We start from the raw sequence: 22,801 nt of genomic DNA, 5'->3' as shown, positions 1-22,801 counted from the left end.
TTTTAGGGAATGAACTTAACAAACAACCTGGTAGCAATAGATGCCCCAAAATTATAACTTGTGAGATATTACATGACTATTGATATAGATATTGATCAACTATTAAAAGCAGAAGCTTCATTTATGCTAGGGACCCTGACATTAGAATCCAACATTATCGAGGTTATGAAGTACGAAAGTGGCACCCTTTTGATAACCCAAGATAGTCCATTCTACCCAAAGAACTATAAGTGGCCAGACCAACTACATGATAATGGAATAATTTCAATAGGCGATAAAGAACTTGCTGTGACAAAAGTTTACACTGCGGGCCTTATTGATGGTCTTTTATATATAGATCAGGAAATAACGAAACAAACAACGTCGCCAGAAAAAATTATGCCAGCACACTACTTACCTGATTTACACGGAATTTCTGAGAGAGATCTTATAGGGAAAACAGTAACTCTATCTGTGAACGATGAAACAAGGTATAAGGTAAGTGCTGCACACTCTATGGCCCACTTTATGTCCCTTGCTGTAAATAAAGCAACACATCATATATGGTCCAAAGTGTACGATACCGATGATTTGGGAAACTATAATTTAGATAAAGCTGCCATTTACCAATCTTCTATTACAGAACTTAAATCCGTTGATATTTATCGCTTTGGTAAATCGATCAAAAAGAAAGGATTTGATAAAAATATACTAATTAAAAATCTGGATAAAATTAATAGAGAAGTTAATAACACACTCAATAATTGGTTATCTCAGGGTGCGGAAATAACCATTGAATATAAATCAAAAGAGATTAATGACACTAGATTATGGAAATCGACTATTGACTCTAAGGTAGTCACTATCCCATGCGGAGGCACACATATAAATAATATTAATGAAGTCAAAGACGTAAATGTTGAAATAAAAATCGGTGAATCTGCTGATTTTATTCAAGTAACGACTTATTGCAGAGTATAAAACTATGAACCTCGACCTACTTTATTTCTATCTTCTGCTGGTTGTTTTATCCTATATACCCAATGGATTTCAAGATGCATCGCGACGGCAAGGGAGCGAATCCCCGGGAGCATAGATAACTATGTAACCGGGGTGAGTAAGTGCAGCCAACAAAGAGGCAACTTGAAAGATAACGGGTATAAATAAATTAAATACTTCTCTATTGTTCTACCATAAGAAATATCAATCCTTCTGTAATACATCTTTGACAGTATATCCTTGATTGGGATGATTCGGTGTCTGTGGAAATGCCATCATTAGATTCTGCTTATTAAGCAGTGGTTTTATATGGCGCTGTCTGAGATTCTTTGCAGAACGATTAAGTAGTATGCCTAACACATCAATACGGATATAGTGAGATTGACAAAGTTTCATAATAATCGATTGCATTTGTTCTAGATCTAATCGACGATTTTCATAAGCTGGTTTAGCAATTTCTCGCAATTTTTCTCTTAAATCGGATGTTATGTACTTTAAGTCATCAATAAATGGCAGGCTAAACGATGAAGGAGCAAGACGCCCTAACTCATCTCGGTGGATTTGAATACCTGAATATGAATGAGGCAAGCTAGATTCCTTATGGGGTAAGTCCAATTTATTATTAATATTATTTATTGTTCCAGCAGAGAAAAGTTCTTCAGGGCTTGGTAACGACATACCCGGCAATGTATAAGACTTATTACGCTTCTCACCTGATGAGACTAAAAATCCTTTATTCTCAAGGCGAGGAAAGGCCAAAGTGACTTCTCGGGAGTGTAGCGTTGTTAACTCACAGGCCCGCTGATGATTAGGCTGTGTCCCGCAATAGGCTGAGATAGAATAATCTATCTGGCTCTGACTTTCGGAAAAAACATGTTATGGCTCATTACGACCTTCCTGATGAAGCATGGGAGTGATTGCTCCCCTTATAACCGGTTAAAAAGTCAGGGAATAAAAGTGATAATTCTCTATAAATCAAATGAAAAAGCGTGGTCAGATGGACGGGTTAAATTCGACCATGAAACGTATCGAAGAAGAAATGTTGTAGAAAGATGTATTGGTCGACTCAAAGAGCATCGTCGCATCGCCACCCGTTATGAAAAGACAGCACGCTATGGTGAAATTAGGTTGTATCTGCTTATTTCTTAAGGCCATAATTTAGTTGAGGGACATAACCTAGAAATCGGATTTATGCCTCAGAAAAATCAACAGAGTGATCCAGCGCAAGCAACAGACCATCTTTCTGAAAAATTGAGGCTGTAATTTAAATAGTTACTTAACGGCGTGTACTATTCCGTTGTTTCTGAACTCTATTATTGCTTAAAATTAGTAAAGAATTTCAAGTTGAATAGGATCACTTATTATTTTAATAATCCCAGTGTCAGATTTTTCAAATTCAATTTGATATTTTTCATTGTCAATGCCTGTGATAATATTATCTAGATAAGAATATGCAAACCTTATTGATTTGTTCTTAGCCCATTCAGGTAATAAGTGTACATAGTAGTTAAAAACTATAAATCCTCTTTTTTTATTTATGTAATTTATATTTAGAATGTCTTTTAACATCATTCTACCGTAACAAAAATCACCATTTTTATTAAATTCTTTTTTTCCTAACTTGGTTAAGTTCCATAATTTATTTTTTCCTCTTTTAAAATCCAATTTCACTAATCCAGCATCAACAAGAGATTCCATGTTCGCATTAACCCATATAGAATTTTCATTAATTGATACTGGCCATTCAGTTTCACCTAGGCATAATAATATTTTATCGTCAATTTTTTTTTGTATTTTTTTTCTAAAAGATTCATTTTCTCCTGAATGACAAAAAAAAGATAAAAAAACAAAAAAAAATAAAAAAAATTTCATAAACTACACTCCATATTATATTCTGTCATGGCATCACTAACATTTTTATATTTTTTCTTTGTAAGATAGGATTTAGTATAATCCCAATAATAATTTGAAATACCAGGCACTTCATTGTTATATTTTATATCATATTTAATAAATTCTACTGGGTATTCTCCAAATATGTCATCATCATTATTTTTTTTGCGAAAAAAAATAATATAATAAACTCCATTTTTTACCCCTAGCTCGTAATCTTGTATTTTTATTTCAGAAGCAGATAATTTAAAATCAAACCAAGTAAAACCAGTATCATTTGGGAGTGGAACTATATTAAATTTCCCATTTTTATTTTTTATAAAAACAGTTAATGTGTTACTTGGATGAGATGTATTGTTTTCAAATTTGGCATAAAAAATTACATCTTTTTTTCCATCACCATTCAAATCTATAAGATTGATTCCATCCTTTAGATTTACCTTATTTCCGCAATGAGAAAATGCCTCAAACGAGAAAAGTAAAATAAAAATAAGGTAAAATTTATTTTTCATTTAAATAGCTCCTAACTAATCTAAATCCAACATCTGGCATAATATATCCTGAACTATGGTTATCACAACTGGATAAGCTGTTTGCATGGGAAAGATAACTTCCACCACAAAAATAGTACAACTTAACTGTACCAAGTTCATAACTATCATAGACCCATTCAGAAACATTTCCACTCATATCGTATAAATCTAAGTCGTTTGGAGATAATTTACCTACAACCTGTGTTCCAAAATTACTTGTATTAAACTCTGGATACCATGCCACCTTCTTAGAATCATTGCTTCCAGAGTGATAGTATCCATATCTTCCTAATCGTAAGGCAGGTTCTCCGCCCCTTGCTGCAACATGCCATTCATTTAAGGTAGGTAAACGATAGCCATTAGCGTTTGTATTTATAAAGATCTCTAAGTTTTTGTCTTTTTTTCTAATAATTTTATTTCCTTTTTGAAAATATACTGGAGTGAGTTTTAATTTCTCACTTAATGCATTTGAAAAAAGAATGGTATCTAACCATTTAATACTAGTCACAGGATGCCTGCCTTCATCCTGCTCAGGAGGAAGACAATCTTCATAATGTGACCCATTACATCCATCATCAAAATCATAACCATTTAATATAGCCCATTCATATACCTCTTTATATTCTGAATAAGTAACTTCATTCTTCATGATATAAAAAGAATTTAATGTAACATTAGAATGAGATTCATAATTTTGAGCGCCAAACACACTACCAACGTAAAAATCACCGCCTTCAACAAAGCTGAGTTTCATGTTATCAAATGAATATGCTTTTGATGACATTATTATAGATAAAAACAAATAAATATATTTCATTTTTTTCCTATATTTCAATGTTGCTTTTCGGGTATGAGCAGCAAGTCAGTATATATCCAGAAGATATTTTATCTCTAGATATTCCACCAGAATGATCTAAATTAACTTCACCAGAAATAAGCTTTACTTGACATTTACCACAATATCCAGAAGCGCAATGATATTTTAATTTAACTCCATTCTTATAAGCACATTTCAAAATCGTTTCATTCGATGATATATCAAAAGAATCATTTCCAATTTTTAATTTAAAGACATCCATTTTTATCTCCCGTATTTTTTAATCTTAAAATAATCTCTTTCATTATCTTTCTGTTTTCTGTAACAAAGGTATCTGAAGCCACTGCATTTTCATTTATCCTTCTTAATAAATATGGCAATGATTTATCAATTGGCCCATATGGCAAATATTTACACGTCCTAATACCATTGTAAGCTAATTTTGATGAAATATGATCTCCAATCCCGTACAATTGTCCAATCCAAAATGATTTATTTTTTAATTCATTCTTATTTAATATGATTGATATACTATTTTCATTATGAGTTGCAAAAAAAGGATAAAAATACTCAATTCTTTTTGATATGTATTCAACTAAATAATTATAATTTAAATCAGTCTCTTCTTTATTTAAAAAAAATGTTCCAATTGATTTTTCTTTATTTTTAATCTCTTCTTCTAAATAAGCTCCTCTAACAATCTTAATACCAACTTTAATGTTATTATCAATAGCAATTTTATGTAGTAACATCAGAAGATCAATGGATTCTTTTTTGTAGGATTGTATTGTTAATGTTATAATAGGTAATATTTTATTGTGTTTAATAATGCTATCTATGACAATCTTGTCTACTGCTGCCTGAATCCAAGATTGCTCTGCATCAATCATAACTTTAACTGATTTAATTTCTGCATAATGAAATATTTTTTCATAACGTTCTAATATCCTACTCCAAGAATTAATTTTTTCTCCAAAAAAATTCCAACCTCTCATTTTTTCTTCATAAAGATGAATATCTCCTAGTGATGAAGGCTTAATGGCAACATATGGTATATTGGACTCTTTGCTAGCGAGATCAATTAATTTTAATGTTGACTCTAGCGCATTATCAAAGAAAATTTCGTCGTTTTTCCCTTCAATTGCATAATCTAATATGCTATGAATATTATTTTTTGATAGAAAAATCACATTAGCCTTTGCTTCATCTATACTTTCACCACCAAAATAAACCCCATTTAAAAACCTAATAAAAAACTTATTTTTTTTATTTAAAATAAATCTCATCATCCATAAGGAAATTTTTTTTGTGATTTTATTTGTTAACAATAAAGTTACAAAAAACTTAAGAAAAAGGGTTGATATACTATATCTAGAATACAGTGATGTTTCGTCTTTAAAAACCTTATTATTGTTTGATTTTTTATTAGCCATTATTTGTAATTTCTATAGTTATAACAACTCATATGTCACTTTATTTTTACCTCCCCTTCTATGAAGGGGGAGGAATTTAAATATCAGCAGTTTGCCCACGGTAAAGACGACGAACGATATTATCGTCATCAAATTCTTCCCTTTCATGAATAACTCTTCTGTTATCCATTATAATTAAATCACCTCTTTCCCAATAATGCTTATAATAATAGCGGGGATTTTTCATAAATTCAGTAAGCTCAGCAAAAAATCTCTTTGTTTCTTCATCTGTGAACCCAATAATTCTTGGCTCCCAGCTGGCTGGTTGTCCCTCATCGAATGGAAAATATATTAGCATTTTTCTCACCCATCCAAGGTCAGTAAATACAGGAACTTGAAACCATCCAGCAGGAGATACATCTACATAGTAGCCATATTCCAGAACCCTTACTTCAAAAATTTCATTTTCTAAAACATGTAATAAATGCTTAGGCATTTCTTTGCATGCAAGAACATGATCACAAACAGTAGTTGCTCCTCGAAACTTCATGTTTTTTATTTCTGCGGCATATAAAAAAACCTGATCTACTTGCGATAACAATAACCCACCATCAGCATGAAATGGGAGTTGTCCACGTCCAGTGACAACTTTTCCTTTTTCGCCCTCAAGTTTTAATGTATCACGATACCCAAAACCAACATCTATTTTTTCATCTGCATATTCAACTATTGTTCCATATTTGCTGTATATATCACGAAATTCATCAGCATTAAGGTTTATTTTATTGACTACAACAAAGCCTTGCCTCATTAGAAGATTTTTAATTTCTTCAGCAGAAACTTTCAAAAAATCATCTGCACTAATGTTAGCACCAAAACCTGACTTCATTATTGGCGACCATTGTAAATTTTTATTCATTTAATTATCCTTATTAATATTTCTCACCAAGTACTTTTTTAAAATGCTTTTGAGAATCTCTAGAGCCAAACGAATTTTTATGAACTAATTTTGATTCTTTTCTGCTATCTTCCAAGATATCAACGAATTTTTTGTTCATAAATTTTTTTGTGTTTAAGTATGCTGTTTTCGGATATGTTGCTAGTAAATTAGCGCGTTCTATTGCTGTTTCTAAAAGAATTTCTTTATCTATTACTTGATTTGCAATATTGTATTCAATACACATTTCTGATGAAATCTCTTCGCATTCAAATACAATTTTTTTCATTATATTATGTCCATGTGTAAAACTAAGTATAGCTGCACCTACAGAACAACCAATACCGTGTTTTAATTCAGGCATTATAAATTTAGCTTCACTTGATACAATTCTTTGGTCAAACATTAAAGAAAATTGAAATCCCATTCCTATAGCATAACCATCTACCGCAGCTACTGTTGGTTTGTTTACGTTTAAAACAGCACAATATAGATCAATCACTCTATCTATCCAACGTTCCACACTTTCTCCTGATAGATTTTTAACTTCACTGAAATCTCCCCCTGAAGAAAAAGAACGATTCTCCCCACCATAAACAACAATGGCTTTAACATTGTCATCTTGATCAGCTTTAATTAAAGATTTTTTAATTGAGTTTTCTAAACTTTCACTAAATGGATTATGCTTATTTTCATGGTTAAGAATAATTACCCTAATTGAGCTAAAATCTCTTTCTATTACCATATCTAATTCCTTCTTATGATTTCACACAACTTGGTTGAATTTGCTTCCTCAATTGACAATCTTCCTGTCAAAAATTCTTTATATATAGAATAACTAAACCTTGTTTTATCTTGATAGTTATTTACTTCAGTTCCTATCATTGTTGCAAAAGATTTATTAACAGATGATCCTTCATGAATACCTATTTTTTTTCTCCACACTATTTCTTTTGGGAGGATATTTATACTATTTGCATACTCTCGTAAAATATTTTTAACTTCGTTATCTCTTATTTTAAAGTATGGATCCAAATTATGACATAAAGATATAAGATTATTAGTCCAAAATGGATGATAAACATTCAACCCATAATTTCCTGCTCCATGAGTTGAAAATTCTCCTGTCCATTTAGTTCTATAAACTTGCTCAGACAATATTTTATTTGGTTCAATATAGGATTTTTCGGGGTCTAATATACCTCCAAATAATAGATCAGAACCATATCCTGTTATCAATGAATTAACTTTTCCTTTTGCTAATTCATAAACATTAAATAATCCTGATTGAATCTCAGAAGATAATCCGTCAAATATTTCATTATAATAAATAGCTTTTACTACACCTGATATAACTTCATCTTCACTAAGAATTTTAACTTCGTGCTCTGTACCAAGATAATCAGAAACAATTTTAGAAAATTCAAATTCATTGCTTAATTCTGTTCCTATAGACCATGTTTTTACTTTATCAAAATACTTTGATGCTAAAGCAGTAACTAAACTCGAATCTAACCCTCCTGATAGTGGAACACCTATAGTTTCATTATTTTTAGATAACCGGGAAATAGAGTTTCTCAAATCAGAATCAATTATTTCAAGAAGAACACTTTCTTTTATATCAAAAGAATTTTCCTCTACAGGAGATATTACATATTCAACTTCCAAATGAAGATATCTCTGTTCATCAAATGTTAATTTATTTATTGTACCAGGCTTTAATCTGGACACATTTCTTATTGGTGAAAAATTATCTGGTTTTAGTGAGTTCTTAATAACTTCGCTTTCAGGTTTGAAATCAAAAGCTTTATCTCCCTCTACCTTACCAACAATCTTCAAACTATTAGTAATCCAAATCAAATCTGTCTGTACTAAATTTACTAAATTTAATCCTCTAGACTCTGTTATTACTTCTATATTTCCCTTTTTATCCTCAATAAAAAGGCAATAATCTCCTTCTGCTATAGAAATAATGGAATTACCAAATTTATCTCTACTTAATAATAAAATTTCCACATCACTAAGCACACTAGATCTTCCTTCTATTTTTCCAAGAATGGATCTGATGGTAGATATGTTATATATATTACCAATTAAAAAAGCAGTATATCTTTCACTTTTAAATTTAGATACCTTTGTTGTACTACGGAAGAGTATGGTTCCAGTAGATAATTCATCAAATTGAAATTCATTTATTAATTTATTTAAATTTTTATCAAAACCATATTTAACAAAGCAAAACTCTGAGCTCAATTTTAAATTCCTTTTTATAACTTTATAAAAGTATTTTAAATAGTTATACTTCTAAAAATTAATCTGGTGTTAATAATAGTATCATATTAAATTAATTTATCAATGCATTTGATCATTAAAATTAAAATTATTTATATATCTAATTAACTATTTGTTTTTAAATATAGAACTCGCAATATTATTGTACCAGTGACAATCACGCATGGTTACATTCCCTCTGATATATTATGTATCTTTCATGGATCCAAGTAGGTACAAGTTCAGCTAAAATCATAGTTGTATGCATTCCAATCATTTTCATCTGATTAGGAATTTTATTCTGTACTGTGCATTATGATAGAGAAGCTAACCCCGTTTAATGAGTGCAAAATATACCGTCTAACTGTGCAGAATTGGTTACCGTGCTACAGATTCAAAGAAAAAATGGGTAAATTGCAATCGTATTTATCACGCGCGGTATCATCAGGTATGTGTCCTTAGCAAAAGAAGCCAACTAATAGTTATATAAATTAAATATAACAAAATTGTCTATTAAGAAATTAACAAATCCTTGCGCTCACTAATTATTGTAGATTAATTATGGATTTATCAAATATAACTACCGTTCAGTCAGGTCGACCAATTACATGTAATGTATGGTTGTTCTGGTTAAGGTAGTTCACCGAGAGCATACCCAACAACGTACTAGGCTGTGTCCCGCAATAGGCTGAGATAGAATAATCTATCTGGCTCTGACTTTCGGAAACAACATGTTATGGCTCGTTACGACCTTTTTCTTAAAGCCATAATTTAATTGAGGGACATAACCTAATCCATCCTTCTACAGCCACTGTCGCTAAAATCATTCGATCAAGGTTTTCTAGTTGTTCAAATTTAACCCCAAACTTAAGTTTCAACCGCATTAAGATATTTTCAGGTATCAAGCTCACTGTCAGTAATTCTAACAAAGTTTGTTCTGGTGTCTAACGTTCATATAAATTAGGCCGACGCCAGTCAGCAGAAGACTAGCCACTATATTTTGGATAACCCAGCATGCTTACGTTTCATAAGATTTCAAATGGAGACGCTAAATGTATATCTATTAGTTATACAACTGCTATAATGACTGTCTACCAATTTGCTACACAGGTGATTTATGAGAACACAACCTAAAGAAACCCCGATCAACATCCGGGCGAAAGCCTTCCAGCGGGAGCTTATTGACCATGCAGCAAACCTGCTCTCAAAGACCCGAACTGATTTCATCTTGGACGCTGCCTGCCGCGCAGCCGAAGATGCCATACTCGATCAGCGCCACTTTTTCGTTAACGACGAAAAATACCATATGTTCATGCAGATGCTGGAGCAACCGCTTTCTGATAATGAAGGTTTTAAAAAACTGATGGGATATAAAGCACCGTGGGAATAAGCACACCTGAAATATTAACGGCTGAACATAATATAAATGATTTTTATTGCCAGCATGAAACATTAAACGAATGGCTTTCACGCCGGGCTTTAAAAAATAATAAGCTCGGCGCGAGCCGCACATTTGTTATTTGCAAGGAAGGCACAAAAGACGTTATCGGTTATTATTGTCTAAGCGCCGGTTCAATTAATCATATTGAATCTACACCATCGCTTAAACGCAATATGCCAGATCCTATCCCTGTAGTGCTTCTTGGCCGTCTGGCTGTCGATGTGGAATATCAGGGGAAGAAGCTCGGGGCATTGCTTCTCCAAGATGCTTGGAAGCGTGTCGCCAGCACAGCAGAACAGGTGGGCATTTCAGCTATAATCGTCCACGCACTTGATGAGAGCGCTCGAACGTTCTATACGCGTCTTGGCTTCGTCCAGTCACCGTTGGAGCCATACACGCTGATGCTTCCATTAGGCAAACAGAAGTGAAAGAATTTTTACTAAACCCTTTTTTTCCCTTTGGTATTATTGTCGGAATAATATTTTATCCCAAGACAAGAACCACTATTCCTTAAGTATTCACCAAATCCACCGCTTCACGAGTCAGGCGACCGATTTCCTGCCAGTTTTGGCTGCCCACCAGCGCTTGACTAACCATCCATGAACCACCACACGCCACAATACGCGGTACAGCAAGATAATCGCGAATATTATTTGGCCCGATTCCCCCAGTCGGCATAATTTGCAATTCAGTATAAGGTGCCAATATCGCTTTAATCATTGGCAAACCGCCGGAAGGTTCTGCCGGGAAGAATTTCAATAGTTTTAGCCCCAATTCCATTGCACCTTCAATCGCACTTGGATTATTCACACCCGGAATAATAGGAATATTCAATTGCTGACAGGCTTTGACCGTATTTGGATTAAAACCCGGCGAAACCATAAAATCAGCGCCAGCCTGTTTTGCAGCAACCACCTGATCACGGTTCAGAACAGTACCTGCACCAATCAGCATATTCGGCTGAGCTGCTCTCAACAAACGAATAGCTTCCGCCGCTGCCGTAGAACGGAAAGTAATTTCGGCTACCGGCAAGCCGTTGTCAGCCAATGCTTTACCCAACGGAATAATATCTTCCGCTCGGTCAACAGCAATCACGGGTACAATTTTTAACTGGCGTAACTGTTCAATCATCTGTTTCATCAATTTTCTCTCCGCTGTTAAAAGAAACTGTCAGTCACTGCTTGAGTTGCACTGATTGGAATAATCGCCCCTTTATGCTGAATAACGGTACCAGCCAGACAATGCCCCATAATTGCCGCTTGTTGTATCGGACAATCCGTCAGAAATCCTGCCAGAAACCCAGCATTAAAGGCGTCTCCCGCCGCCGTGGTATCGGCCACGTTAACAACCGGCACCGTTGGGATCAGCTCAATCGGAGTATCCTGTACCAAATGCTGATAATAGCAACCGGCAGCCCCCGCTTTAATCACGGCTTCTTTAACTCCTGCTTGTTTAAGACGAATCATGGTTTCTGTAACCGATTTATCGCCCCACAGCTTACATTCATCGTCATCTGTCACCAGTGCCAATGAGGTAAAGGCGAGTAATTTCTGATAACAAACTTGGGTTTCCTCCACACTTTGCCATAATGCCGAACGATAATTACTGTCGAAAATGATGGTTTTTCCTTGAGCAGCCAGCTCAGCCAGCAAGTTTAGTAGCTTTTCACGATCATCAACAGGCAAGATAGCCAAACTGATACCACTGAGATAAATGGCATCCATCTGCTGTAATGCTTGCATAACCGAAGAGAAATCAGGATGGCGCACCATATAACGGGCAGCGGAATTATTACGCCAGTACAGAAAGGTGCGCTCTCCCTGTCCATCAAGTTGAATCAAATACAGTCCCGGTTGGCGAACCGGATCACGCAAAATCAGATGGGTGCGAATACCCTCGTCTTGCCAACGTGTGATCATCCCTTCACTGAGCGAATCCAAGCCCAACGCAGTCACAAAATGAACAGCAATCTTCTGTCGGCTTGCACGTGCTAAATAAACCGCACTGTTCAAGACATCACCACCGAAAGTCTGATGCATGGTCGAAAAAGGGGCACCATTAAGTTCGATCATACATTCACCAAGGAGTGCAATCTGCTTCATAGATTTTCTCCCGGCAAAGCAAAATAACGGCGGGCGTTATTAAAACAAATATCCTCAACTATCTGCCCTAACATGGCTTTGTGGTTAGGAATTTCGCCCTTTTCTGCCCATTGCCCTAACACATTACACAGAATGCGGCGAAAATATTCATGCCGCGTGTATGAAAGAAAGCTACGAGAATCGGTCAACATACCAACAAATTGACTCAGCAACCCAAGTTGGGAAAGTTGTTCAAGCTGACGCAACATGCCATCTTTCTGATCATTGAACCACCAGCCCGAACCAAACTGCACTTTACCGGCGATACCGCCACCTTGAAAGTTACTGGCCATCGTAGCAATCACTTCGTTATCTCGTGGATTCAGACAGTAAAGAATCGTTTTCGGCAACTCATCCGTCACATCCATACTATCCAGCAAGCGAGATAGCGGCCAAGCAATATTGTTATCACCAATGGAATCAAAGCCGCTATCCGCGCCAAGTAAGCGGAACATCCGGCTATTATTGTTGCGAATAGCGCCGATATGCATTTGCATCACCCAACCACGGGCGGCATATTGCCGGCCAAGCCATACCAGAATCGCCGTGGTGTACTGTGCAATTTCAAGCTCAGAGAGAATGCCCCCTGCCAGCCGTTTTTGCAGGATGCCATTTAATACCGTTTCATCAGGAATAGGAGCATAGCGCAAATTTTCTATGCCGTGATCAGCAGCCCGGCAGCCATGAGCAGCAAAATGCTCAAGCCGACGCTCCAACGCGTTCAACACATCAGCAAAAGCAACAATCGATACATCAGCCACGGCTTCAAGCTGTTTGATATAGTCAATGAAACCCGCCAACTCGATTTTAAATACCCGATCAGGACGCCAGCTTGGTAATACTTCGATATCGAAACTCTCATCTGTCGCGATTTGGCGGTGATATTGCAAAGAATCCACCGGATCATCCGTGGTTCCAACCATACGTACATTCATTTGCTGCATGATGCCACGCGCTGAAAACGCCGGGGCTGCCAGCTTTTCGTTGCATTGATGCCAAATTTCATCCGCGGTTTGCGGCCCAAACAATATCCCGCTAATACCAAATGGACGACGTAATTCTAGATGTGTCCAGTGATAAAGTGGATTTCCTAAGGTCAACGGTACTGTTTCTGCCCATGCCTGATATTTTTCATAATCACGGGTTTGCTTGCCGGTAATCAGTGATTCATCAATACCCGCACAGCGCATAGCCCGCCATTTGTAGTGATCCCCTTCCAACCAAATCTGACCAAGGTTATCAAACCGGCGATTTTCAGCAATTTCACGCGGATTAAGATGACAGTGATAATCATAAATCGGCATATCTGCGGCATGTTCATGATATAGCTGACGGGCAGTTTCATTGTTCAGAAGAAAATCGTCACACATAAAATTTTTCATATCATTTTCCTGTCAGCTAAATCGAGTGCCGCCACAGCATGACGAGCGCCGCAATCCAATAATAATTGATAAGCTGCGGTAACCGCCCGGACAAAATGCGGATTAGCTAACACTGGGTTACCAAAAATCGCCAACAACGCGGGTACTACATCAACAGATAACCCATATTGCTGGTAAATGGATTTAAACTGCTCAACCAGCGGATCACGCACATCAATCAATTTGCCTTGTTCATCTTTTCCACTGACATAACGCATCCACCCGGCGATACCCAAGGCTAAATGGCGGTAATCGCTGCCGTTTGCCAGATGATAAATGACAGAATCAAACATACGTTGTGGCAGCTTCTGGCTGCCATCCATTGCTATCTGCCCGGTTTGATGCTTAAGGTTGGGGTTACTAAAACGTTCAATCAACAGATGAGCATATTGAAAAAGATCGGTTCCTACCGGCATCGTCAAAGTTGGCGCTTGTTCTTTCAACATCAGATCCAAAGCGGCTTGCCGGTAATCGGGGTTCGCCATTGTGTCAGCAATATGCGCATATCCCGCTAAATAGCCCAGGTAGGCTAAAAATGAGTGGCTACCGTTTAGCATCCGTAATTTCATGGTTTCAAAAGGCATCACATCTTTAACGAATTGGGCTCCTGCCACATCCCAGTTTGGGCGGCCATTGGCAAAGTTATCCTCAATCACCCACTGACGGAAAGGTTCACAGGTGATTGCACTGGGATCGTATACACCTAGCTGTCCGGCTATCTCCGCCACCGATTCTGGCGTAGCCGCAGGAACAATACGGTCAACCATTGTGCATGGAAAAGTCACATTCAGTTCAATCCATTGCGCCAGCTTTTCATCACGTAAGCGGGCAAAACCCACCACCGCTTCACGGGCAATGTTGCCATTCTCTCTGATATTATCGCAGGACATCACCGTCAATGGCGGCAAGTCACGTTCATAACGCAGACGAAGCGCCTCGACGATATAACCAATGGCCGATGTTGGTTCGGTTGGGTTAGCTAAGTCCCGTTGAATTAATGCATTATTCACATCCAGCTTGCCGCTGGCTGCATCGATGCAATACCCTTTTTCAGTAATCGTCAGAGAAATAACCGCCACTTGCGGCTGCGCTATCGTTTCCAGAATACCTTGCTGACCCACAAACTCAGGGTGTAAAGCATCAACCATAGAGCCGATAATTTTCAACTCAGTTTGTTCTGTCCCCTTCTCCGCAATGGTGCACAAGCAATCTTGCTGTTTAAGTTGCTGAATCAACCGATGACCGGAGAACAAACTGACTTCACAAATTCCCCAATCACTGCCCGTTTTTTCCAACATATGATGAGTAAAAACCGCCTGATGGGCACGGTGAAAAGCGCCACATCCCAGATGGACAACACGGGCAACCAACTTCTGACGATCATAAGAAGGCAGAGAAATAGCGGGGTTAATTTTACTGTTGGCTATATTACGGATCATAGAACAATTCCTGTTTAATGACGCGGATTACTTAAATACTGAGTAATTCAGTAACATCTGAGGCAACCACAAGCTCAGTTGCGGTATGAAGGTCACCAACATCAACGCGATAACCAAAGCGCAATACATGGGAACTAACGGTTTCAATACCTTATTAATGCTGACCTCACCGATAGAACAACCCACAAACAGCGCACTCCCTACCGGCGGTGTACAAATACCAATAGCTAGGTTGAAGGTCATAATGATGCCGAAATGTACCGGATCAACGCCCATATTCTGCGCTACTGGCAGGAAAATCGGCGTAAAAATCAGAATCGCCGGTGTCATATCCATAAAGGTTCCGACCAACAACAGAACCAGATTAATGACCAGCAGAATAACCAGAGGGTTTTCAGAAAACGCCATGAGTGCATCAGCGATCAAATAGGGCAGATCCGCATTCGCCATTGCCCAAGACATGCCCATTGATGCACCAATCAGCAACAAAACAATGGAAGTGGTCACCGCAGAATCCAGAATGATTTTGGGTAATTTAGTGATACTGACTTCACGATAAATCAATACTGCCAATATAAAGCTGTACAACACAGCAATCGCCGAGGCTTCTGTGGCGGTAAAAATACCGGCAATGATCCCTCCCATAATAACCACAACCAGCATCAGAGAAGGCAATGCACGAACTAATGTGGTGAAAAATTCGTTCCATGTCGGCTTGGGTGATACCGGATAACCACGGCGCTTGGCAATGATTGCCGCCACAATCATCAAAGATGCCCCCATCAAAATACCGGGAATATAACCCGCCAAAAACAGTGCGGCAATTGATGTGCCACCAGAAACCAGTGAGTAAACAATCAAAGTATTACTTGGCGGGATCAACAAACCGGCAGGACAGGAAGCAATGTTTACAGCAGCGGAGTATTCCGGCTCATAACCCTCTTTTTTCTGCATTGGTGCCATCGTTCCGCCGACCGCCGCAGCCGATGCCACTGCTGAGCCCGAAATCGCACCGAAAAACATATTCGCTATAATATTGACGTGCACCAGAGAACCGGGCAAACGGCCGCCCATGACTTTCGCCAGATTAATTAGACGGGCAGCGATTCCCCCTTGATTCATAATATTTCCCGCCAGAATAAAGAACGGGATAGCGAGCAAAGAGAAGTTATCAACACCGACTGCCATACGTTGAGCAACCACGGTAATCGCCGCTTCCATTGGTAAAGTCATCATAATTGCCAGTAATGATGACAAACCAATCGCAAAGGATACCGGTACACCCAGTGCCAGCAACACGGCAAAACTACCGAACAACGCTAAAACCACTTGCCAATCCATAAGCCCATCCTCTTCTGCCTAGTGACTTTATTGATTTTCAGAAATAACCGCGTCTTTACCTGAAAAATTCCGAATAAGAGCAACAATGTCTACTAGCACATAGCAGATCATCAGAACACCGCTAATTGGCAGACATAAATAGACATATCCCATCGGTAATCCCAGCGCGGGCGTGATCTGCCCGGTTTCAAGGGTTGAGATCACCAGTACCGATCCGCCATACACCAGCACGATCGAAGCAAACAGCATGATCGCGGCCTGGATCACCAAACCCACACTATTTTTGCCTATTCCCTTAAGTTTCATCGTTAACAGGTCGATAGCTAAATGACGATGTTGACCTGTGGTATATGCCGCGCCAATCATGGCGACCCACATAAACAGATAACGAGCGAGTTCATCCGTTACCGTACTTGGCGTACCAAACACATAGCGGGAAACCACCTGCCATGTGACACAAAACACCAAAAAAACGGAAAGGCTGACGGTAAAAAATGCCAAACCTTTATTGAGGCAATACACAAGGTTTTTCACGGGGCTTTGTCCTTATTGGCCTCAACATGTGCCCGATTTGATCGACCAAATAGGGCAAACTGTCTGACCAAAATCAGTAAAGGAAGCTTTACGTTGCTTGGATTATAAGATCCAGGTCAAAAAAACATCCAGTGAGCGGGATCACAAACTGACTGGTCCACCCGTTGGCCCGATTATTTTGTGATATTGGTCAACCAAATCACTTTTACTTTTTGACGAAATCCGAAGTGATGCTTATGGTTTGACCGTCAGTTCAGTTGTGCCCGTAACCTATTTACAACAATTGGAGAACGAACAATGAGCAATTCTAAGCGAATTTTATCTACTGTAATCGGTGCGATATTTGCCTTAAGCGCGTCACAAGTTATGGCAGTAACAACATTAAAACTCAGCCATAACCATAACCGCGATCATGCAGTGCACAAGGCAATGACTCAGTTTGCAGATGAAGTTCGCCAAAAAACGAATGGTGATGTTCGTATTCGGATCTATCCAGACGCACAATTGGGTAACCAGCGGGAATCGATGGAACTGATGCAAAATGGTGCATTGGATTTAGTCAAATCCAATGCCGCAGAACTGGAAGCTTTTTCGCCCACTTATTCTGCTTTTAACTTACCTTATCTGTTTCGCGATAAAGCCCATTACGAAAAAATTAAAAACGGCGAGATTGGTAAAGAGATTCTGACATCCAGCAAAAACCGTGGCTTTATTGGTATAACCTACTATGAAGCGGGCGCACGTAGCTTCTACGCCAAAAAGCCTATCCGCACACCTGAGGACCTAAAAGGCATGAAAATTCGGGTTCAGCCAAGCCCAACAGCCATCTCAATGGTGAAAAATTTAGGCGGTAACCCAACTCCACTGGCTTACGGTGAACTGTATACTGCTCTACAACAGGGTGTGGTCGATGCCGCCGAAAATAATATTCCCTCTTTTAGCCTGAGCCGTCACAGTGAAGTTGCCAGATACTTCTCGCTGGATAACCATACTATGGTGCCAGATGTCCTTGTTATTTCTACTAAATCGCTAAATAAACTGTCATCAGAACAGCAAAAAATTCTTATAACCGCGGCCATTAACTCTTCTCAATATATGACGAAATTATGGGAAAAATCAGAGGAGAAAGAGCGCCAGAATGCAGAGAAAATTGGCGTTAAGTTCGTCGATGTGGATCAAAAATCGTTTGAAGAGGCGGTCAAACCGATGTACGACGACATTAAGAAAAGCGACCCAATGCTTTACCGTATGGTAGAGCGCATCCGCGCAGTCAGATAAATCATTGGCGAAGGCCAAATGGCCTTCGCCCTTGAGCGGCATTTTTGGTTGACCAATTTCTATTTTTGACTATTATCCATACAATACCATCGATAATCACGACAACAATAGTGACACCATGAAGCATTTACTTGAGCCAAAACGTCCTTACCAAGAAGTTGGCATTTCATTAAGAGAGATGATTGCCAACCAGCAATATCGTATCGGGGATCGCTTACCACCGGAGCGAGAACTTGCTGAATTACTACAGGTTTCCAGAACCGTTGTGCGTGAAGCATTAATTATGCTCGAACTAGAAAGCCTTATTGAAGTGCGCAAAGGTTCCGGGATCTATATTATTAACCGCCCTCACCTGCCGACTTCCTCTTCATGCTCAGTTAACGCAGCGGGACCTTTTGAGTTATTACAAGCTCGCCAATTGCTGGAAAGTAATATTGCCGAATTTGCCGCCATGCAAGTGACACCAAATAACATTGCGAATATGCGTCGAGCCTTGCAAAAGGAATCCGAAGATTTGGCCTCCGGTGAAGATGAATCCGGTGACAGAGAATTCCATCTGGCGATTGCGGAAGCAACCCATAACAGCATGTTAGTTGAACTGCTTAAACAATCTTGGGCATGGCGGGAAAATAATCCCATGTGGCAGAAACTGCACACTCGAATTACCGATAAAGATTATCGTAAAGAATGGCTGCATGACCATCAGATCATTTTATCCGCCATGATCAAGAAAGATCCGGCGGCGGCCAAACAAGCGATGTGGCAACATCTGGAGAATGTAAAATTACGTTTACTGGAATTGTCTGATATTGACGATCCCTATTTCGACGGCTATCTCTTTAACTCATATCCCTGTAAATAAGTTTTTATTCTGGCGTTTGTATATAAGGTAAATAACAATGGAACAAACCTGGCGTTGGTTCGGCCCAAATGATCCTGTTTCTTTAGATGATATCCGTCAGGCTGGCGCAACCGGCATCGTTACCGCATTACACCATATTCCTAACGGACATATTTGGAACAAAGACGAAATCTTGGCCCGTAAAACCCTCATCGAAAATAAGGGGCTTATCTGGTCAGTTGTTGAAAGTGTGCCTGTCCATGAAGAGATTAAAACCCGGACCGGTCACTATTCTCAATGGATTAATAACTACAAAACTTCACTGAAAAATTTGGCGGAATGTGGCATTGATACCGTCTGCTATAATTTTATGCCCGTGCTGGACTGGACACGCACCGATCTGGAATATTCACTCCCTGATGGTTCTAAGGCCCTGCGTTTTGACCAAATTGCCTTCGCCGCATTTGAAATCTATATCCTCAAACGACCAAATGCAGAAGCTGATTACACCGTTGAAGAGCAAGCTCAGGCAAAAGTCTATCACGACAACATGTCTGCGGCTGATATTAAGAAACTCACCACTAATATTATTGCCGGTCTGCCGGGGGCCGAAGAGGGCTATACGTTAGCAGAATTTCAGGCGCAATTAGATCGCTACAAAGATATTACCCGCGATAAACTGCGTGAACATTTGGCTTATTTCCTGCACCAGATTGTTCCTGTATGTGAAGAATATGGTTTACGTCTGGCAATTCACCCGGATGATCCGCCGCGTCCTATTCTGGGCTTACCGCGTATTATTTCCACCATTGAAGATATTGAATGGCTGACCACCATTGAACCAAGCCCGGCTAACGGTATTACAATGTGTACTGGCTCCTATGGTGTTCGTAGTGATAATGATTTGGTTGAGATAATTAAACACTATGGCAACCGAATCTATTTCACTCACCTGCGCTCCACCCAACGGGAAGAAAACAGCAAAACTTTCCATGAAGCCACTCATCTGGCAGGTGATGTGGATATGTATAATGTAGTGATGGAAATCCTGCGTGAAGAATATCGCCGTAAGAAGGTTGGAGATAACCGTTTGATACCTATGCGCCCTGATCACGGCCATCAAATAATTGATGACCTGAAAAAACAGACTAATCCCGGTTATTCCTGTATTGGTCGATTAAAAGGTTTGGCAGAAATTCGCGGTCTGGAATTAGGTTTAAGGCGAGCGTTTTTTGAAAATAAATAATGAATTTACGTTATTCACTATATTTACTAGTAACCCTAAAAAGGGTTACTTTATTTAGATGAAGCCATGTTAAAGCGATTGACTACAACTTTATACCCGCATCTTTCAAGTTGCCTCTTTGTTGGCTGCACTCGCTCACCCCAGTCACATAGTTTGCTATGCTCCCGGGGATTCTCTCCCTTGCCGTCGCGAAGCATCTTGAAATCCATAGGGTATATGTACAGGCTCATTTTAAACTAAAATTTTAATTTATTATTTTAGTTGATTTATTAATATATAAATTTGGGATGAAAACAAAAAATTCTTATCGATCTTTCTATTTTTCAATAAATAAGAATAGGTTATGCCAATTTATTTTCAGTCTCACCTGTCGTATAGTCCTTAGGTTTATTTTGACCAGATGTCTGCGGGTTACGATAGGTTCTCAATCCACCTTTCTTCCAATCTGGCCATTGTTCAACTATTTTACTCGCTTCACTTAAATAAGCTAAAAACTCCTCTCTCTTAGTCATTTTTTTAACTCCTTTATTAAGTTATCTACGTTAGCTGCTGATTCGGTTTCTTTTTCTATATAAGATAATGATAGCATCTTCATTCTCAGCCTTCCATCCTTTCTACGCCACTTAATAACTTTGCCACCCTTATTTTTTCTTTTTATTTTATATCCTATCCCCAGATTTGTTGAAAACAAATTAAAGAAACAGCGAGGCCCAACACCCACAAATGGTTCAAAAATCACTTTATTATCATAAGACTCTTCAGGTGTTTAAATAGAATCAGGATGAAAATCAAAAGCTTTACTTTTAGGATAAGGCTCAATATAGACAACTCGCCGTATACCGCTAGCAACGATATGTTTTGCACAGTTATGACAAGGAAATGTAGTACAGTATAATATCCCATTATGAGTACTAATGTTACTTCTTGCACACGCCAAGATTGCTTCCATTTCAGCATGTACAACCCTGCCATATTCGGTAATATCCTTTATCTTGCTATTTAGGAGACATCCTCTAAACTTTTCTTTTTGTTCCTCTTCAATATCTTCAAGTATATCTTCAATAATTAATCTTTTCTCTTTAGCGTTTGAATCTTCACCTACTTTATAATCTCTACCATTTTCAGCATCTTCAATTGAATCTCCTACATAATCAGGCCAATATAATCCTCCGCCAAATCGTGGCACATCATTAGCTCCAGTTGAGATTATATTCTTATCTTTGGTTAATACCGCACCAACCTGACGGGAAAGATCTGCTGATCGCAGAGAAGCAGAAAAAGCCATGAACATAGCGTATTCATCAAAGGTTGGCGTGACATATGGGTTACCAAAAATCAGATCTAATATTCTCCATATATTATTGTCGGTCCTATTTTTATTTCCATCATAATTTATAAAGAAATCTGATAACTCATAAGTATCTCGATTACGCTGCCCCCACTTATTCCCTTCATTGGAATCACGATTAATCAATTCTCTGGCTTTTACTTCATCAATACATTTATCAACGATAAGATTTCTTAATCTCTGAGATTCACTCGTATATACACCTATCAAGAAAAAACCATTTACATAAATATCCCTTAGAGCATTGACTTCATCCGGGTGTTTGAGAGAATTTATAATATATGCCCTCCTAATAGATGGTATTGATGAGAAATGCTTCTTCTCCCTTCTTTTATTTATTTCTGCCACCGCAGCCAATGCTAATATAGAACTATCCTGACTAGACTCTCTTAAATAATTACCCTCCGACATTAAACAACTTATCCTTTCATAATTATCCCTTGTTGAGGGAATATCTCTTAATACCGAAATGATTTCAGAAGATATTCTTATCTCCTGTACATCATACCTGAACGCATTAAGTTTCTTTGTTATAGAATCTCTAATTATTTCCAGATCCGTTCCTACAGCACCAACTAACGCAATAACGACCTCAGAATCAAAATCACAAGGCATCATCTGATCACCCTCAAATAGATATGTTTTATTTATATACCCGTTATCTTTCAAGTTGCCTCTTTGTTGGCTGCACTCTCTCACCCCGGTCACATCGTTATCTATGCTCCCGGGGATTCGCTCACTTGCCGCCGCGATGCATCTCGAAATCCATTAGGTATGTTAATCATGTTAAGTATTTCTACCTATTATCGTTTTACTCTATTTAAAATAGCCGTTAATTACATTTGTAAAAAACGGACAATAACATTCAAAAAAATATAATTCCGTAGCTAAATATAGACTTTTTATTTACTATACCCTGTACATTCTTAT

24 protein-coding genes and 1 pseudogene are annotated in these 22,801 nt (G+C 38.3%); 7 read left to right on the top strand and 18 right to left on the bottom strand.

Annotated elements, in window-relative coordinates:
- Positions 1–72 precede the first annotated feature (72 nt).
- Complete coding sequence (locus tag PluTT01m_RS00985; protein WP_041379858.1) at positions 73–960, top strand: alanyl-tRNA editing protein; 888 nt, start codon at positions 73–75, stop codon at positions 958–960.
- Positions 961–1,182: 222 nt separating this feature from the next.
- On the opposite strand, the gene PluTT01m_RS00980 is transcribed toward PluTT01m_RS00985, so the two are convergent.
- On the bottom strand, positions 1,183–1,737 hold the full coding sequence (locus PluTT01m_RS00980; protein ID WP_011144592.1) for a hypothetical protein: 555 nt from the start codon (positions 1,735–1,737) through the stop codon (positions 1,183–1,185).
- Positions 1,738–1,998: 261 nt separating this feature from the next.
- On the opposite strand from PluTT01m_RS00980, the pseudogene PluTT01m_RS28145 reads away from it, so the two are divergent.
- Positions 1,999–2,140, top strand: a pseudogene (locus tag PluTT01m_RS28145) (IS5 family transposase); the annotation flags it as partial.
- Between the two features lie 164 nt (positions 2,141–2,304).
- Here PluTT01m_RS28145 and cpmH read toward each other — a convergent pair.
- The 8 genes from cpmH to cpmA all read right to left on the bottom strand — a co-directional run bounded on the left by cpmH (position 2,305) and on the right by cpmA (position 8,823).
- Positions 2,305–2,850: a carbapenem biosynthesis protein CpmH gene (gene cpmH / locus PluTT01m_RS00970; RefSeq protein WP_011144591.1), complete on the bottom strand. Its 546-nt coding sequence runs from the start codon at positions 2,848–2,850 to the stop codon at positions 2,305–2,307.
- Entirely contained in the window at positions 2,847–3,383 is a 537-nt protein-coding gene (cpmG, locus tag PluTT01m_RS00965) for a carbapenem biosynthesis protein CpmG (RefSeq protein WP_011144590.1), read from the bottom strand. Before cpmG ends, cpmH begins: the two co-directional genes overlap by 4 nt.
- Positions 3,373–4,221: a carbapenem biosynthesis protein CpmF gene (gene cpmF, locus PluTT01m_RS00960; RefSeq protein ID WP_011144589.1), complete on the bottom strand. Its 849-nt coding sequence runs from the start codon at positions 4,219–4,221 to the stop codon at positions 3,373–3,375. Before cpmF ends, cpmG begins: the two co-directional genes overlap by 11 nt.
- Before the next feature lie 7 nt (positions 4,222–4,228).
- Positions 4,229–4,483 (bottom strand): carbapenem biosynthesis protein CpmE, encoded by a 255-nt coding sequence (gene cpmE, locus PluTT01m_RS00955; RefSeq protein WP_011144588.1) that lies wholly within the window; start codon positions 4,481–4,483, stop codon positions 4,229–4,231.
- Positions 4,470–5,654 (bottom strand): carbapenem biosynthesis protein CpmD, encoded by a 1,185-nt coding sequence (gene cpmD / locus PluTT01m_RS00950; RefSeq protein WP_011144587.1) that lies wholly within the window; start codon positions 5,652–5,654, stop codon positions 4,470–4,472. The genes cpmE and cpmD overlap by 14 nt, the downstream gene beginning before the upstream one ends.
- 76 nt (positions 5,655–5,730) lie before the next feature.
- Complete coding sequence (gene cpmC, locus PluTT01m_RS00945; RefSeq protein ID WP_011144586.1) at positions 5,731–6,552, bottom strand: (5R)-carbapenem-3-carboxylate synthase; 822 nt, start codon at positions 6,550–6,552, stop codon at positions 5,731–5,733.
- A gap of 13 nt (positions 6,553–6,565) precedes the next feature.
- The gene (cpmB, locus tag PluTT01m_RS00940; protein ID WP_011144585.1) at positions 6,566–7,315 is read right to left on the bottom strand and encodes a carboxymethylproline synthase; all 750 of its coding nucleotides are present in this window, start codon (positions 7,313–7,315) and stop codon (positions 6,566–6,568) included.
- A 2-nt stretch (positions 7,316–7,317) separates the two neighbouring features.
- Positions 7,318–8,823 carry a carbapenam-3-carboxylate synthase gene (gene cpmA / locus PluTT01m_RS00935; RefSeq protein ID WP_011144584.1) on the bottom strand — a complete coding sequence of 502 codons (1,506 nt, stop codon included), beginning with the start codon at positions 8,821–8,823 and terminating at the stop codon, positions 7,318–7,320.
- A 1,135-nt stretch (positions 8,824–9,958) separates the two neighbouring features.
- On the opposite strand from cpmA, the gene PluTT01m_RS00930 reads away from it, so the two are divergent.
- Together PluTT01m_RS00930 and PluTT01m_RS00925 are read left to right on the top strand one after the other, a co-directional pair.
- Positions 9,959–10,231: a type II toxin-antitoxin system TacA family antitoxin gene (locus PluTT01m_RS00930; protein WP_011144582.1), complete on the top strand. Its 273-nt coding sequence runs from the start codon at positions 9,959–9,961 to the stop codon at positions 10,229–10,231.
- Positions 10,222–10,710 carry a GNAT family N-acetyltransferase gene (locus tag PluTT01m_RS00925; RefSeq protein ID WP_011144581.1) on the top strand — a complete coding sequence of 163 codons (489 nt, stop codon included), beginning with the start codon at positions 10,222–10,224 and terminating at the stop codon, positions 10,708–10,710. Before PluTT01m_RS00930 ends, PluTT01m_RS00925 begins: the two co-directional genes overlap by 10 nt.
- Positions 10,711–10,792: 82 nt before the next feature.
- Here the strand turns inward: PluTT01m_RS00925 and PluTT01m_RS00920 are convergent, their stop codons facing one another.
- The 6 genes from PluTT01m_RS00920 to PluTT01m_RS00895 are packed head-to-tail and all read right to left on the bottom strand — an operon-like array spanning position 10,793 to position 17,158.
- Positions 10,793–11,422, bottom strand: coding sequence for a bifunctional 4-hydroxy-2-oxoglutarate aldolase/2-dehydro-3-deoxy-phosphogluconate aldolase (locus tag PluTT01m_RS00920; protein ID WP_041379857.1), 630 nt, complete (start codon positions 11,420–11,422; stop codon positions 10,793–10,795).
- A 17-nt stretch (positions 11,423–11,439) separates the two neighbouring features.
- The gene (locus PluTT01m_RS00915; protein WP_011144579.1) at positions 11,440–12,384 is read right to left on the bottom strand and encodes a sugar kinase; all 945 of its coding nucleotides are present in this window, start codon (positions 12,382–12,384) and stop codon (positions 11,440–11,442) included.
- Complete coding sequence (gene uxaC / locus PluTT01m_RS00910) at positions 12,381–13,805, bottom strand: glucuronate isomerase (RefSeq protein WP_011144578.1); 1,425 nt, start codon at positions 13,803–13,805, stop codon at positions 12,381–12,383. Before uxaC ends, PluTT01m_RS00915 begins: the two co-directional genes overlap by 4 nt.
- A complete protein-coding gene (locus PluTT01m_RS00905; protein WP_011144577.1) occupies positions 13,802–15,283 on the bottom strand; it encodes a fructuronate reductase in 1,482 nt (493 codons plus the stop codon). The genes uxaC and PluTT01m_RS00905 overlap by 4 nt, the downstream gene beginning before the upstream one ends.
- 27 nt (positions 15,284–15,310) lie before the next feature.
- The gene (locus tag PluTT01m_RS00900; RefSeq protein ID WP_011144576.1) at positions 15,311–16,624 is read right to left on the bottom strand and encodes a TRAP transporter large permease; all 1,314 of its coding nucleotides are present in this window, start codon (positions 16,622–16,624) and stop codon (positions 15,311–15,313) included.
- 27 nt (positions 16,625–16,651) lie between these two features.
- On the bottom strand, positions 16,652–17,158 hold the full coding sequence (locus PluTT01m_RS00895) for a TRAP transporter small permease (RefSeq protein ID WP_011144575.1): 507 nt from the start codon (positions 17,156–17,158) through the stop codon (positions 16,652–16,654).
- Positions 17,159–17,455: 297 nt separating this feature from the next.
- Here PluTT01m_RS00895 and PluTT01m_RS00890 point away from each other — a divergent pair, with 297 nt between their 5' ends.
- The 3 genes from PluTT01m_RS00890 to uxuA all read left to right on the top strand — a co-directional run bounded on the left by PluTT01m_RS00890 (position 17,456) and on the right by uxuA (position 20,523).
- Positions 17,456–18,436: a TRAP transporter substrate-binding protein gene (locus PluTT01m_RS00890; protein ID WP_011144574.1), complete on the top strand. Its 981-nt coding sequence runs from the start codon at positions 17,456–17,458 to the stop codon at positions 18,434–18,436.
- A 118-nt stretch (positions 18,437–18,554) separates the two neighbouring features.
- Positions 18,555–19,298 (top strand): FCD domain-containing protein, encoded by a 744-nt coding sequence (locus tag PluTT01m_RS00885; protein ID WP_011144573.1) that lies wholly within the window; start codon positions 18,555–18,557, stop codon positions 19,296–19,298.
- A gap of 37 nt (positions 19,299–19,335) precedes the next feature.
- Complete coding sequence (gene uxuA, locus PluTT01m_RS00880; protein WP_011144572.1) at positions 19,336–20,523, top strand: mannonate dehydratase; 1,188 nt, start codon at positions 19,336–19,338, stop codon at positions 20,521–20,523.
- A 341-nt stretch (positions 20,524–20,864) separates the two neighbouring features.
- On the opposite strand, the gene PluTT01m_RS26775 is transcribed toward uxuA, so the two are convergent.
- From PluTT01m_RS26775 to PluTT01m_RS00875, 3 genes are read right to left on the bottom strand one after another with little or no spacing between them, the layout of a single operon-like run.
- Positions 20,865–21,035: a hypothetical protein gene (locus PluTT01m_RS26775; protein WP_011144571.1), complete on the bottom strand. Its 171-nt coding sequence runs from the start codon at positions 21,033–21,035 to the stop codon at positions 20,865–20,867.
- Positions 21,032–21,262, bottom strand: coding sequence for a hypothetical protein (locus PluTT01m_RS27335; RefSeq protein WP_228956904.1), 231 nt, complete (start codon positions 21,260–21,262; stop codon positions 21,032–21,034). The genes PluTT01m_RS26775 and PluTT01m_RS27335 overlap by 4 nt, the downstream gene beginning before the upstream one ends.
- Before the next feature lie 27 nt (positions 21,263–21,289).
- Entirely contained in the window at positions 21,290–22,540 is a 1,251-nt protein-coding gene (locus PluTT01m_RS00875) for an anti-phage dCTP deaminase (protein WP_228956905.1), read from the bottom strand.
- Between the last annotated feature and the right edge of the window lie 261 nt (positions 22,541–22,801).

It is taken from the genome of Photorhabdus laumondii subsp. laumondii (assembly GCF_003343245.1).
In the GTDB taxonomy this organism is placed as follows: Bacteria; Pseudomonadota; Gammaproteobacteria; order Enterobacterales; family Enterobacteriaceae; genus Photorhabdus; species Photorhabdus laumondii.
Note: the sequence above shows the minus strand (reverse complement) of the source record. Positions and strands in the feature narration are given on the sequence as shown.